The organism is Morganella sp. B601 (assembly GCF_051172335.1).
GTDB lineage: Bacteria > Pseudomonadota > Gammaproteobacteria > Enterobacterales > Enterobacteriaceae > Morganella > Morganella morganii.
In genome coordinates this window covers 348,167-362,542 of sequence record NZ_JBPIZE010000003.1, presented here as the reverse complement: position 1 = coordinate 362,542, position 14,376 = coordinate 348,167, and the positions used below count along the sequence as shown (strand labels likewise).

General features: G+C 52.2%; 12 protein-coding genes. 7 read left to right on the top strand and 5 right to left on the bottom strand.

The features are described 5' to 3' along the window. Nucleotides 1-6: 6 nt before the first annotated feature. From ACSBQN_RS10240 to rmf, 5 genes are all read left to right on the top strand, one after another. The gene (locus tag ACSBQN_RS10240; protein ID WP_024474034.1) at nucleotides 7-1,926 is read left to right on the top strand and encodes an ABC transporter ATP-binding protein; all 1,920 of its coding nucleotides are present in this window, start codon (nucleotides 7-9) and stop codon (nucleotides 1,924-1,926) included. 33 nt (nucleotides 1,927-1,959) lie between these two features. Next, nucleotides 1,960-3,237 (top strand): membrane integrity-associated transporter subunit PqiA, encoded by a 1,278-nt coding sequence (gene pqiA, locus ACSBQN_RS10235; protein WP_124537707.1) that lies wholly within the window; start codon nucleotides 1,960-1,962, stop codon nucleotides 3,235-3,237. Continuing rightward, entirely contained in the window at nucleotides 3,227-4,876 is a 1,650-nt protein-coding gene (gene pqiB, locus ACSBQN_RS10230; RefSeq protein ID WP_024474032.1) for an intermembrane transport protein PqiB, read from the top strand. The genes pqiA and pqiB overlap by 11 nt, the downstream gene beginning before the upstream one ends. Before the next feature lies 1 nt (nucleotide 4,877). Continuing rightward, on the top strand, nucleotides 4,878-5,468 hold the full coding sequence (pqiC, locus tag ACSBQN_RS10225) for a membrane integrity-associated transporter subunit PqiC (RefSeq protein ID WP_036407263.1): 591 nt from the start codon (nucleotides 4,878-4,880) through the stop codon (nucleotides 5,466-5,468). 347 nt (nucleotides 5,469-5,815) lie between these two features. Further along, nucleotides 5,816-5,983, top strand: a complete 168-nt coding sequence (gene rmf / locus ACSBQN_RS10220; RefSeq protein ID WP_015422581.1) for a ribosome modulation factor — start codon at nucleotides 5,816-5,818, stop codon at nucleotides 5,981-5,983. 68 nt (nucleotides 5,984-6,051) lie between these two features. Here the strand turns inward: rmf and fabA are convergent, their stop codons facing one another. Beyond that, complete coding sequence (gene fabA, locus ACSBQN_RS10215) at nucleotides 6,052-6,570, bottom strand: bifunctional 3-hydroxydecanoyl-ACP dehydratase/trans-2-decenoyl-ACP isomerase (protein WP_004241796.1); 519 nt, start codon at nucleotides 6,568-6,570, stop codon at nucleotides 6,052-6,054. Between the two features lie 86 nt (nucleotides 6,571-6,656). Beyond that, nucleotides 6,657-8,402, bottom strand: a complete 1,746-nt coding sequence (locus tag ACSBQN_RS10210) for a Lon protease family protein (protein WP_354632856.1) — start codon at nucleotides 8,400-8,402, stop codon at nucleotides 6,657-6,659. Between the two features lie 260 nt (nucleotides 8,403-8,662). Between ACSBQN_RS10210 and matP the strand changes: the two genes are divergently transcribed. Further along, complete coding sequence (matP, locus tag ACSBQN_RS10205) at nucleotides 8,663-9,121, top strand: macrodomain Ter protein MatP (RefSeq protein WP_015422583.1); 459 nt, start codon at nucleotides 8,663-8,665, stop codon at nucleotides 9,119-9,121. Between the two features lie 76 nt (nucleotides 9,122-9,197). Here matP and ompA read toward each other — a convergent pair whose 3' ends face one another. Then, entirely contained in the window at nucleotides 9,198-10,280 is a 1,083-nt protein-coding gene (gene ompA / locus ACSBQN_RS10200) for a porin OmpA (protein WP_214177295.1), read from the bottom strand. Between the two features lie 349 nt (nucleotides 10,281-10,629). Further along, nucleotides 10,630-11,136 carry an SOS-induced cell division inhibitor SulA gene (gene sulA, locus ACSBQN_RS10195; RefSeq protein WP_036407258.1) on the bottom strand — a complete coding sequence of 169 codons (507 nt, stop codon included), beginning with the start codon at nucleotides 11,134-11,136 and terminating at the stop codon, nucleotides 10,630-10,632. Nucleotides 11,137-11,360: 224 nt separating this feature from the next. Between sulA and ACSBQN_RS10190 the strand changes: the two genes are divergently transcribed. Continuing rightward, nucleotides 11,361-11,972, top strand: a complete 612-nt coding sequence (locus tag ACSBQN_RS10190; protein WP_052049106.1) for a TfoX/Sxy family DNA transformation protein — start codon at nucleotides 11,361-11,363, stop codon at nucleotides 11,970-11,972. 42 nt (nucleotides 11,973-12,014) lie between these two features. On the opposite strand, the gene yccS is transcribed toward ACSBQN_RS10190, so the two are convergent. After that, nucleotides 12,015-14,231, bottom strand: coding sequence for a YccS family putative transporter (gene yccS, locus ACSBQN_RS10185; RefSeq protein WP_004241802.1), 2,217 nt, complete (start codon nucleotides 14,229-14,231; stop codon nucleotides 12,015-12,017). Between the last annotated feature and the right edge of the window lie 145 nt (nucleotides 14,232-14,376).

Here is a 14,376-nt window from a genome sequence, read left to right as displayed (position 1 = left end):
GAAATTATGTCGTTGATTAATATGGCGGGCGCCTGGCTCGCATTCAGTGATGCTCCGCTGCTGGAAAATGCGGAGATGCATATCGAAGAAAATGAGCGTGTCTGTCTGGTCGGACGCAACGGAGCGGGGAAATCCACCCTGATGCGTGTGCTGACCAAAGAGCAGCCGCTGGATGACGGTACGGTTATCTATGAACAGGATCTGATTGTTGCCCGTCTGCAGCAGGATCCGCCGCGTGATGTGGAAGGCACCGTGTTTGACTTTGTCGCCGAAGGGGTGGCAGAGCAGGCGCAGCATATCAAGGCATTCCATCAGATCTCAAAATTAGTGGAAAGTGACCCGAGTGATAAAAATCTGTCAAAAATGGCGGAACTGCAGGAAATTTTAGACACGCAGAACTTATGGCTGCTCGACAGCCGGATTGCGGATGTGATCGCGCACCTGGAATTACCGGCGGATGAAAAATTATCCGCACTGTCCGGCGGCTGGCTGCGTAAAGCGGCACTCGGCCGTGCACTGGTCAGCGGGCCGAAAGTGCTGTTCCTGGACGAACCGACCAACCACCTGGATATCGAAACCATCCAGTGGCTGGAAGGCTTCCTGAAAAACTTCAGCGGCAGCATTGTCTTTATTTCCCATGACCGTTCATTTATCCGCAATATGGCGACACGGATTATCGATCTGGATCGCGGTAAATTAGCCTCCTGGCCGGGCAGTTATGATGATTATCTGGTGGCCAAGGAAGAGGCACTGCGTGTCGAAGAGATGCAGAATGCGGAATTTGACCGCAAGCTGGCACAGGAAGAAGTGTGGATCCGTCAGGGCATCAAAGCCCGCCGCACCCGTAATGAAGGGCGCGTCCGTGCCCTGAAGGCTCTGCGCAGCGAACGCGCGGAACGCCGTGAGGTGATGGGCAAAGCGAAGATGCAGGTGGAAGAGGCGACCCGCTCGGGCAAAATCGTCTTTGAAATCGATGACATCAGCTATGGTATTGATGGTAAGGATCTGGTCAGCCATTTCAGTGCTCAGGTAAACCGGGGGGACAAAATTGCCCTCGTCGGCCCGAACGGCTGCGGTAAAACCACGCTGCTGAAACTGATGCTCGGTGATTTGCAGCCGGACGACGGCAGTGTGCATATCGGCACCAAGCTGGAAGTGGCGTATTTCGATCAGCACCGTGCAGCGCTGGATCCGGATAAAACCGTGATGGATAACCTGGCGGAAGGCAAACAGGAAGTGCTGGTTAACGGCAAACCGCGCCATGTGCTCGGCTATTTACAGGAATTCCTGTTCCACCCGAAACGGGCAAGAACACCGGTGCGGGCCCTGTCCGGCGGGGAGCGTAACCGTCTGCTGCTGGCAAGATTGTTCCTGAAACCAAGCAACCTGCTGATCCTCGATGAACCGACCAACGACCTTGATGTCGAAACACTGGAACTGCTGGAAGAGCTGGTGGATAACTATCAGGGCACCGTCCTGCTGGTCAGCCATGACCGTCAGTTTGTTGATAATTGCGTGACCGAATGCTGGATTTTTGAAGGCAACGGTACCATAGGGCGTTATGTCGGCGGTTATTTTGATGCACAACAGCAGCGCGCACAGGTTCAGTCGCTGAAAGCCCCGGCGGAAAAAGCAGTAAAACCGCAGGCGGCGGAAGAAAAACGTAAAGATAACATTAAAAAAGCAAATACATCTGCAAAATTAAGTTATAAATTACAGCGGGAACTTGAACAACTGCCGTCATTGCTGGAATCTCTCGACGAGGAAATACAGCAACTGCAAAGTCAGGTCAGTGCGCCTGAATTCTTTAACCAGCCGCATGATGAAACAGATAAAGTGCTGAAGCTGCTGGCAGAGAAAGAGCATGCGCTGGAAGAGGCGTTTGAGCGCTGGCAGACGCTGGAAGCAATGCAGAGCGGGAACTGATCCCGCCTGTGATTTTGGAGAAATAACGAAACAGTGTGTGCTCATCATTCACATGATTCAGTCACGGTGCTGTGTCCGCAGTGCGACCTGGTGGTGGAAATCCCTGAGCTGGAACGGGGAACCAAAGCTGAGTGTCCGCGCTGCCACACCCACCTGGCCGCCCGCTGGCGTGAACCGCGCCGCCAGCCGCTGATGTATGCACTCAGCGGCCTGGTGATGTTTGTGCTCGCCGGGATGTTTCCGTTTGTCTCAATGAAAGTGGCGGGTATTGAAAGCGAAATCACGCTTTATCAGATACCGTCTGTGATGTTCGGGGATAACTACGGCGGGCTGGCACTGTTCTTTATGGGATTTGTACTGGCGGTACCGGCCTTCTGCCTGTTTGCCATTACCTTACTGTGCAGCGGGATCCGTCTGCCGCCTTCGCTGGCCATTCCGGTCACGCGGCTGCTGTTCAGGCTGCGTGCATGGTGTATGGCGGAGATTTTCCTCGCCGGTGTGCTGGTCAGTTTCGTGAAACTGATGGCATACGGGGATATCGGGCTGGGCGTGAGTTTTCTGCCTTATTGTCTGTTCTGTGTGATGCAGGTGCGGGCATTCCAGTGCCTGGATAAACACTGGGTCTGGCAACGGATTGCACCGCGTCCTCCGCTGCCGGTGGCGCTGGAGGCAGGAAAAGGCGGTTTGTGTCAGGGAGTGCGGCTGTGCGGTACCTGTCAGGCGATTCTGCCGGCAGATATGCATGAGTGTCCGCGCTGCAGCAGCCGGGGTCATGCCCGGCGGCCGAACAGTTTACAGCTGACCATGGCACTGCTGTTTACCTCCGTGATTTTATATATCCCGGCAAACCTGATGCCGATTATGGTTACCGAATCCCTCGGCAGTGATTTCGGCTCGACCATTATGGCCGGGGTGATTTTGCTGTGGGGGGATGGCTCTTATCCGGTGGCGATGGTGATTTTTATCGCCAGTATAATGGTGCCGAGCCTGAAAATGCTGGCCATCGGCTGGTTGTGTCTGGATGCCAAAGGTCACGGCTGGCGTGATCCCGGCCGGATGCACTTTATTTATGAAATCGTGGAGTTTGTCGGACGCTGGTCCATGATTGATGTGTTTGTGATAGCCGTACTGGCGGCACTGGTGCGGATGGGGCGTCTGATGAGCATCTATCCGGATATCGGTGTGATTTTATTTGCGATGGTGGTCATTCTGACAATGATTGCCGCCGAAATGTTCGACCCGCGTCTGACGTGGGATCGGCTTGAAAAAAAACGGGCGGAGAGTGCTAAGGAGCCTCAGGTTGAACGATAAAACTGATGATTTGACAGAAGCGAAGGTCAGCAAACTGAAAAGCTGGTCACCGGTCTGGATAATTCCCATCGTCACGGTACTGATTGGTGCCTGGATCCTTATCAGCCACTTTCGCGGACAGGGACCGGAAATCACCCTGATCACCTATAACGCGGAAGGGGTCGAAGCCGGTAAAACCAAAATCAAAAGCCGCAGCGTGGATGTCGGCGTGGTCGAAAGCGTCATGCTGGATCAGAGTTACAGCCGCGTGATCATCAAGGCCCGCCTGAACGCAGAGATGAAAGACGTTCTGCGCAAAGATACCGTTTTCTGGGTGGTGAAACCGACGGTCGGCCGTGAAGGGGTCTCCGGGCTGGGCACACTGCTTTCCGGGGCGTATATCCAGGTGCAGCCTGCCAATACCGGCGGCGAACGCCATGAATTTGAACTGCTTGATTCACCGCCGCTGGCGTCTCCGGACGCCAAAGGGATCCGCGTGATATTAACCAGTCAGCAGGCCGGACAACTGAATCCGGGGGATGCTGTGCTGTTCCGTGGCTACCGTGTCGGTTCCGTGGAAACGGCCGAGTTTAATCTTGATGAGCGGGAAATGCAGTATGAGCTCTTTATCAACGCACCTTATGACAAACTGGTGACCACCAACGCCCGCTTCTGGAAGGACAGCGGCATTGCCTTTGATATGTCCTCGCAGGGCGTGAGTGTGCAGGTCGGTTCACTCTCCACATTGTTCAGCGGCGGTGTCAGTTTTGATGTGCCGGACGGCTGGCAACCGGGTGAGGAAGTCAATCCTAAGACCCTGTTTAAGCTGTTTGATAACCAGAAGAGCACACAAAACTCACTGTATACCCAGTATAAAAGTTACCTGCTGTTCTTCTCTGACTCCGTGCGCGGCCTGTCTCCGGGGGCACCGGTGGAATTCCGCGGTATTCGTCTCGGTACGGTGGCACAGGTTCCGTTCTACGCCAAAGGGCTGGGGCAGACATTTGATCAGGATTTCCGTATCCCGGTGCTGATCCATATCGAGCCCGAGCGTTTCGAGAAAGATGTAGGTAAAGATTTCAAACTGGCACAGGAACTGGAAACCGCATTACAGCAGGGGCTGCGCGCCTCACTGAAATCCGGTAACTTACTGACCGGCGCACTGTATGTTGATCTCGATTTCTACCCGGATCAGCCGGCGTGGAAAGCACCGATGAAAATTGCGGATTATGACATTCTGCCGACCACCAGCGGCGGCCTGGTACAGTTGCAGCAAAAAGTACTGGCGGCGCTGGATAAAATCAACGGTATGCCGATTGAACCGATGATGAAACAGGCGACAGAAACACTGCGTGCCAGCGAAAAAACCATTGCGGAAGCACAGAAAACACTGTCTGAGCTGAATGTGTTACTCAGCAGCAAAGAGTTCAAAGCGCTGCCGAAAGACATGCAGGCCACGCTGCGTGAACTGAACCGCAGTATGCAGGGTATCCAGCCGGGGTCACCGGCGTACAACAAACTGGTTGATGATATGCAGCGTCTGGATCAGGTTCTGCGTGAATTACAGCCGGTACTGCGTACCCTTAATAACAAGAGCAATGCTCTGGTCTTTGAAGCCGCGCCGCAGGCGGATCCGCAACCTAAGAAGGCGAAGAATTAAGATGAAAAAACTGACAAAAGCACTGGCATTCCTGGGCGTTTTTGTACTGGCGGGGTGCAGCAGCACCCCGGTCAAACAGTATTATCAGTTACCTGTGGTGGCGGCTGCGGACAGCAGCAGTGAACAGACAAGCTTCCGCAGTACCGGCAGTGACAACCGCCATCCGCAGTTATGGATCCAGCGTATCACGCTCGGGGACGTGCTGGGGAATGCCGGGATTGTCTATCAGACCAGTGATGTGGAATACAACATCGGCAGCACCAATTTATGGGCCGGTCCGCTGGAGCAGCAACTGCTGACGGTGATGACGGCGGAACTCAGTCAGGCACTGCCGGACAGACTGGTTTCGGTGCAGCCGCTGGAAACCAAACCGGATACTCTGACTGTCACGGTCACCGGTTTTCACGGCCGTTATGATGGCAAAGTGATTGTGGCGGGCAGCTGGATTTACACCCACGGTGACGCGGTTATCCGCCACCCGTTTAATCTGGTACTGGAACAGGCAGAAAACGGCTATCCGGCGCTGGTACGCACGCTGGGTGAAGGCTGGGCGCAGGTATCAAAATCGGTGGCTGACGAGCTGCGTAAGTAATTGCTGGTTTACTCTCTGCACCGGATGTGCAGAGAGTAAATTGTCATTAAAATGACAAATTTGTGAAACACGCCACATTAATCCGCTTAATCCTCTGATCGCTAAAACGATTCTTATTCCGCCTGATATATCCTTCTGAATGCCCTTACGGTCCCCTGAAAACTAATAATCTGATTACGCTGGTAAAATAACAGCCCTGTTTTTATTGTGTATTTTTATGAAAAGCGGGACTGACACACCCTGAACCTTCTTTACTTGCAAACTCCGGCCCGAAAGCGTATTTCTATTATGGGTTGAATAAAAATCAACCTGTTTTCAGCACTGAATAACATGAGGGAAGTAACGGCATGAAAAGACAAAAGCGTGATCGTTTAGCCAGAGCATTAACCAAAGGTTATCAGGCGGGTATTTTAGGACGTTCTAAAGAGAGTTGCCCGTATCTTAAAATTGACGAACGTTCTCATTGGTTGGGAGGCTGGCGCGAGGCCATCGATAAAAGGGCGGTCATTGCGTAACCCGGTTTGAAGGATAAAAAACCTCCGCATGCGGAGGTTTTTTACGGATAACACCACGGCAGGAAAGATTAAAACGCGCTGGTGTCTTTGAAAAGACCCACTTTCAGATCTGTTGCGGTGTAAATCAGCTTATCATCAACAAAGACTTCGCCGTCACCGATACCCATGATCAGCTTGCGGTTGATCACACGCTTGAGGTGGATGCGGTAGGTGACCTTTTTCGAGGTCGGCAGTACCTGGCCGGTAAATTTCACTTCACCCACACCCAGTGCACGGCCTTTCCCTTCGCCGCCCAGCCAGCCGAGATAAAAACCGACTAACTGCCACATGGCATCCAGGCCCAGACAGCCCGGCATGACCGGATCATTGACGAAATGGCAACCGAAAAACCACAGCTCAGGTTTGATATCCAGCTCAGCTTCGATATAGCCTTTATCAAAATGCCCGCCGGTTTCGCTCATTTTAATGACGCGATCCATCATCAGCATGTTGCCGGATGGCAGCGGCGGTCCGTCTTCACCAAAGAGTTCGCCCCGTCCTGAGGCTTCAAGTTCTTGCTTTGTGTAGGATTCTTGTTTTGCGACCATAACTCAATCTTTGCCTTGTTTATCAGATAGGCTACACAATAGCTTACACTTGTACGCTGAACAAGTCCGATCAGATAAAAATTGTGCTATTTCCACCAGCGGGAAAACCACGAATTTCTTGGTTTATCCTGATTGTTCGCCAGGAAAATCCGATCCTGAATTATAGCTAACAGGTGTTCTCCGGACGGATTACCGTCCTCTTCATAGTACGGCATATTCATCAGGTGTGAGGCCGCCTGAGAGACGTGGCTTGCTGTCCATATGTGGAATTCACCCTGACGTACCGCTTCAACCACATCATCTGACAGGACCAGGTGACGCTCGTTGGAGGCCGGGATAATCACACCTTGTTTGCCGGTCAGCCCTCTGGCCTGACACAGCCGGAAGAAACCTTCGATTTTTTCATTTACGCCGCCGATGGCCTGCACAAACCCGAACTGGTCAACAGAACCGGTCACGGCAATCTGCTGGTCAACCGGCTGCCAGGAGAGGGCACTGATAAGTGCGCACAGCTCAGCCAGAGAGGCGCTGTCACCATCCACTTCGCCGTAGGACTGTTCAAAGACCACGGAGGTGGAGAACGGGAACGGCTGCTCCAGTTTAAGCTCCGCAATCAGGTAAGCCTGCATAATCATCATACCCTTGGCGTGAATATTACCGCCAAGCTCTGATTTGCGCTCCACATCAACAAATTCACCATCACCGATATGTGCCACACAGGTGATACGGGAGGGCTCTCCGGTCGCTTCCGGGTGTCCCGGATACTGCAGAACGGACAGTCCGTTGATCTGGCCGACAGCACTGCCCTGAGTCTGGATATACACCTGACCCTGAAGAATCTCATCCAGCCCGCGATCGGCCAGATAGCCGTGGCGCCAGCTGCGGTTGTCTTTGATTTTGCGCAGCGCTTCTGCGGTGATGGTGTCCGCAGGCAGCAGGGTGGCGGCATCGCGCAGCAGAGTGGTCAGCCATGTCAGGTCGAGCGGCAGGGTCCTTTTATCTTCCTGAAAACGCATCCCCTGACGGAGCAGCTCATACCAGCCGTCAGCACTGAGCGGCTGCAGCTGATTTTGCTTCAGCAGCCCGTTGACAAACTGACACCAGACGGTCAGCTGTTCTGTTTCTTCCAGCTGACAATCAAATTCATATTCGCCGTACAGCGCTTCTTCGCTCAGTTCCGGCTCGGAGAGCATAAACTCATCCAGACTCAGACGATCGCCCACCACGATAACCCGCAGGTCGAGCGGCATGCTGTCAACCGGGAACGGCAGCGGATGCTGTTCGGTGTGTGCCAGCCAGTCAAAGCGTTGTGCGCAGACCATCTGCTTTAAACGCAGCCACATCAGCGGCTGTGCGAGCAGGCTGCGCAGTGACATGATCAGAAAGCCGCCATTAACCTGATGAATAATACCGGGCTGCAACTGCACATGCTGATGATGGGTATAGACCTGGCCGAACAGCTGCTCCGGCTCTGTCCAGTCACAGACAGCAAACGGCTGCACCGCACTGAAATGGCCGTTATCCGATGGTGTAAAGACAAACCTGTGATTATCGAAATGGTATTCACCGCCCATAGTGCGCTTTTGCCGGGTTCTGACTTCCGGCGGCAGTAATTGCGCTATGGTATTCAGGTAACACTCGCTTTCGTCACTTTTGACCAGCATAAAACGGCGCTTTGCCGCCGGATGGCTGAAAAGTGACAGGCTTTCCTGTAAGCGCGGCTGCACGACATCAGCCTGCTGAGCAGGCAGTTCAGAAGCGGTTTGCAGGATGGTGTGGTAACTGTTTTCATCAGGCAGTAATGCCTGCCAGGTCAGCTGTTTAATATTCACTCGGTATTGTCTGCTTTTGATAATGTCGGATTTAATCGTTGCGGCAGGATCTGGTGCTCTCCGCAGTGTGCGGTTATCAGCACCGCCTTTGAATAGTAACGAAAATAGCGGGACATTGTAGCGCGTAAGCAGGCCGGATAGCTATCCTCGCGGCGTTTATTTTTACCCGTCCTGAGCGGAAAGAATTGTGCAGAGGAGCAGTTTTTTACGGGGAATATTGCTATGCTTATGTCAGTGTTACCCTGTCACTGAGAAAAATCATGAAATATCAGCAACTAGAGAATCTTGAATGTGGCTGGAAGTGGGCATATCTGGTCAAAAAACACCGCGAAGGTGAGGAAATTACCCGTTATACGGAAAAAAGCCGGGCTGAGGAAGCGGTGGCGCAGTTACTGAAACTGGAGTCACATCCGGTGAAAGTGACGGCGTGGATACAAAAACATATGGCACCGGGACTGGCGAACCGGATGAGTCAGACTATCCGCGCACGGCGCAAGCGGCATTTTAATGCTGAGCAGCAGCATACCCGCAAAAAATCGGTTGATCTGGAGTTTCTGGTCTGGCAGCGGCTGTCGGCGTTATCACAGCGGCGCGGCAGTACCTTATCGGACACGATTGTGCAGTTGCTGGAAGATGCTGAGCGCAAAGAAAAGTATGCTACGAAGATGACATCGCTGAAGGAAGATCTGCAAAGCCTGCTGGGAACAGACAAAAAATAAACCCCATCAGGAGATGGGGTTTATACAATTCATTGCATTGTGCAATCGAATCGCATCATGCAACCGAATTCAGAACTTACTGAGCAGCCTGCTGAGAGACTTGTTCAGTTACACCCTGGATTTCGATTTCAACACGACGGTCTGGTGCCAGACATTCGATCAGAGCAGCGCGCTGTTTGATATTGTCACATTTGTTGCCAGTAACAGGATCTTCTTTACCGCGGCCTTCTGCACGGATGCTGCCGGCCGGGATGCCTTTAGCGACCAGGTAATCTACAACGCTCTGTGCACGTTTCTGAGACAGTGGCAGGTTGTAGTTCTGGGAACCGATGCGGTCAGTGTAACCGATAACCAGGACGTTGCCCTGAGTCGGGTCGATTGACGCCAGTTCGTTGAACAGCTGGTTCAGAGCTTCCTGACCTTCAGCTTTCAGAGTAGATTTGTTGAAGTTGAACAGAACGTCTGAACGCAGGGTGAAACGTTTGTTCTCAACAACTGGTGCAACAACCGGAGCTGGTTCTGCAACTGGTGCAGCAACTTCATCCTGGCCGAAACGGTAAGCAACACCAACACTCAGCATGCCGTTATCAGGACGTGCCATAGTTGATTCAACATCACCGATGTTGTTGATCCACTGATATTCTACGCGAGCTGCGATATCACGGGTGATTGCATACTCAGTACCCAGTGCGAACAGCGGGGAAACACCAGTATCGTTGTCTTTGTAACGCTGACCGTTATGAGATGCGGTAGCGTCTGCACGCCATACCATAGCACCCAGACGGGTATAGATATCTAAGTCATCCATTACCGGATAGCTCAGTTTGGTAGTCAGCTGAACGCCCTGTGCTTTGAATGCGCCGTTGTTACCGTCGCCTTTGTAAGGCATACGACCTAACCAGTCATAACCTAATTCAAAGCCCATGTACTGGTTGTGCTGATAACCAGCATAGATACCAGCACCGAGCTGATCTTTGTGAACCGGACCAGTGTTACCTAAGTTTTCACCATTAGGGAAAACATCACCAGTACCGGTGTTCTGATACTGAGACCAACCTAATTTACCACCGGCATACCAGGTATTGTCTTTTGGAGCTGCCTGCGCAACGCTTGCGAAAGCTGCCACTGCCACTGCTACTGCGATAGCTGTCTTTTTCATTTTACGCCTCGTTATCATCCAAATTGGCTCTGGCTTAATAGCCTTATTATCGCCTTTGGTTTTTAAAAATAGTCAGGGATTATGTGCGCTATTTAGTAAATAGCTCCCAACAGGGAATTTTAAGCACTACCTTAACGGTGTAAAGTCTACAGCGAACTATAAAAGTTACAAGCCTGTCCTGCGGAATTCGACTAAAAAAATGTAAAAAACTGTACTGATTCATAAACATACAAAATAGTCAATTTTTTTGGGTATTTGACTTAACGCGTTGAAATAGTGTAATTTTATTAACCAAGCAGAGCAAATGATACGGGCATGTAAAAAACTCTGAGAATATTCTTAATTTTCCTTAATGATAAGGGAAAGAGTGAATTTGTAATGTATTCAGTTGTCGTGCAACAGGTGCATTGTCATGATGCCACTCCTGCGGACGCATAATAAAACCGAGGCAGCCGCCCTGTTCCGCAGCGCGCTGTAACCGGGCATTTTCCTGCTCAGTCAGTACCGGCAACCAGCCCAGAACCACACTGTAGTTACCGCTGGCGAGTGCTTTCTCCATAGCGGCAACACTGTTGATTGCCGGGATACGGGACAACTGCATGATTTTATCACCCGGCAGCTGATTCTGCGATAACCAGGTGCGGTTAAGTTTTGCACCCGGTGAGAGCCATAACAGCCAGCGGGACTCCCCGGCAAGCTGACGTAATAAAGGAAGCAGAATGTGGGTCAGGACGATATCATTATTGCGATAAACCAGTTCGCTGACCATTCCGTTCAGACGGCGTTCCTCCGCAAGGGCGGGTGACACAGATGCCGGTGTAACAGGGACGTATTCCCGGGTTGCCTGCTGGCGCATAGTTAACCTCACATAGTGATACTGTATATGTGTACAGTATAATCCAATTCCGCTCAGATCAAGTAAATTTTTTCCATACAACTCGCAAAATTCAGGTTTGCCGGATGCAAATACGAATTTATCGTTGGCAATCGGGGAAACATTCCTTATTTTGTGGCGACAGCTGAGCTCAGTCAGGGAATGACACAACGATACGTTTAACCTGCTTTCAAAGGACTGATAATATGAAGGATTATTTGAAATTGTCAGATGTTCAGTTTGATCGTCTTCAACACAGCACACAGCCGTTCGGCCGGATCCGCCTGAAGTCACAGTTCGGGTGTATGGGATTATCCATTGACCGGGTCACTTTCGCACTGATAGCCAACAGTCAGCTCTGGCTGAAAAGCACAGAGGCCACCCGCGAGCTGTTCTGTCGTCTGGAACTGAGTGACCGGTTTACTTATCCCAAACGGATCCTGCCGATGCGGATTAATTATTACCGTGTTCCGGATGCGGTATGGCAGTGCCCTCAGCAGTGTGAGTTCCTTTTTTACCAGACCTACCTGCATGCACGGGAACATGCACAGTCACAGCAGCAACTGCCGTCGCGGATTAAAGATCTGCCGAATGTGGACAGAGCTCTGGAACGCCGCTTATGGCAGGCGGGGATCCGCCGCGTGGATGACCTCTATTTGCTGGGTGCCAAAGCGAGCTTTCTGAAGGTCAAAGCCCGGCCGCAGAATGAGCTGAAATTGCTGTTTGCCATCGCGGGAGCCATTGAGGGGTGCCACAGTGCGGTATTACCGAAAGCACTGCGGGAGGATCTTATCCACTGGCACGGACGGCTGAACTAAACGGCGCAGGTATCCCGGGGAAGTTTTTTCCCCGTGAAGACATCAGCTGTCCGGTGTTTCTTCCGCCGCAGTCTGTTTTTTGCGGCGGAACCGCCCGGCGGAAGGCTGCAGATTATGCTCTTTATCATTGATCTGCCGGATAAGCCCGGTAATGTCCGGTGTCAGGCTGAGTAACAGGCGGATCTGCTCCAGCACCAGCTGCTCGGTGCTGTTATTGTCACAGGTACATTTATCCAGGCGCTGTGCGAGCGCATCTGAAATAGCCTGAATCTGCAAATCTTCCCGGTGCCCTTTTTGCAGTGCGGTCTCGATATAGCGGATGGCATCATTCAGCAGACGCAGAATAGTGTCATCCGTGAGTTTGGTGCGGTGGGCCCCGAGCGCGGAAATATAACTGAGCAGCGTGTGGTTGAGACAGAGCAGGCGGAACGCCTCATCCTGCGATGTGCGGTAACTGCTCGGCTCTGAGGATATGTTCGCTACCACAGAGGCAAACTCCCCGTCGCTGATATGCGCATCACGGCGGGCAACCCGGTACTCCAGGCTGTCAGTTTTACCGTTGTAATACTGCTGCAGGATTTGCTCCAGATAACGGCCGTTTGCCTGCATGGTGCGGTCAATCACCAGCGGCAGCTGACGGTATTTCCAGTCCGGCCAGATATAACTGACAGCAAACCAGGCGAGTCCGCAACCGATCAGGGTATCAATAATACGGTGAATGGCGATATCAAATCCTTCACCCAGCAGGTTAAAACTGAACAGCACCAGCAGGGTGATAAAAATGGTGGCCTGGGCGTACTGACTGGTGCGGAACACAAAGAACATCAGCCCGGACAGCACCATCAGAATAAGCTGTCCCTCATAAGACGGCACAAAATACATGATCGGCAGGCCGATAAGGATCCCGGCGAGTGTCCCCACTATACGCAGCATCAGGCGGCGCCGTGTGGCACTGTAGTTCGGCTGGCAGACAAACAGGCTGGTCAGCATAATCCAGTAACCGCGGGTCAGATCGAAGGTCAGGATAATGGCATAGCCGGCACACAGCAGCAGTGACATCCGGATAGCATGGCGGAACAGGGCAGAGCGCGGTGTCAGGTTCTGCCGGACACGCGCCCAGATATCACGCAATCCCTGCAGGTTTTCGTTGGACAGCCGCGCATCTTCCTGCATCTTTTCCGCCGGAAGCTGAGTCTGCTCTGCGGTCAGTCCTTTAAGCTGGGAATCGACACCGCGCAGGTTGGTCAGCAGATGGCGCAGAGCCATCACACTGCTGTTGCCGGGCTTTTGCTGCTCCAGCAGGTTGAGGGAGTTTTCCAGATAAGAAAATGTCCGCTCAAAACGCGGGTTATGGTGATATTTGCGGCGCTGCAAAATGGCCTGCGCAACAGCGGCGCAGGCGTGTCCCTGCATGGTCATCAGCCGCTGAAAGCGGAACATAATATCGCTGTAACGCAGTTCATTGCTTAAATTTTGATACTGGATATGAGACGAACTCGCCCGCTCGTGAATATCCTGGGCGACAAAGTAATAATGAAGGGCATGGCGGGTACTGCGCTGGCCGCGATCACCTTTCAGGCGGGAAAACAGTGTCATTTTTGCCTGATGCATAGCTTCCGTCAGTGCGCTGTTCGCCATCGCCAGTTCAAAGACGGATTGCTGATAATCTTCTTCGATATCCGGGTCAAACAGATTTGCTTTTGCCTCCAGGTAATTGGAGAGCTGCATATAATAGCGGGCCAGATTATCCTGCAGCGGACGGACAGGGAAAAACAGGTGCCCGGTCAGGGTCAGCAGGTTATACCAGACTGCGCCGGTCAGCAGTAACAGTGGTTGCTGATACCAGTCATCAAACAGGTTTTTTCCCAGCATGGTGTAAATCGCGATCAGCAGTGCCCCGAAAGCAATGGTGGCATAACGCTGCCCGAGGGCACCCAGAAGGATAAACCCGCTGGTTGATACCGCAAGACCTGCCATAAACAGGAGGTGGTGGTCATACAGCAGTTCAATGGCCGCAGATGCGACAAAGAAAGATATCAGCGTGATAAACAGATTACGCAGACGCCCGGCGAGCCGGTCATCCAGGTCTGTCAGTGCGGCGGCTACCATCCCGAGTGTCAGGGCAATGGTGACTTTCGGCGGCATGTGCAGCAGCCACGGCACCAGTGTGGTACCTGTCAGCGCAATCAGGATGCGGAAATAATAAAGAAAATGGCTGTTATAAATATACCGGCTGAAGCCGAGAAACGCTGCAAGCACAATAACCTCAATGAGTCAGAAATACCCTTAACGGGAATTTGGCAGTAAACTAATTGTGTCTTTCCTGTAATATGGCAATGGTATGGCGCTGGCATACGTTTTACCACATCTGGTTTTATCACATATTGATTTCAATCTTGTAACG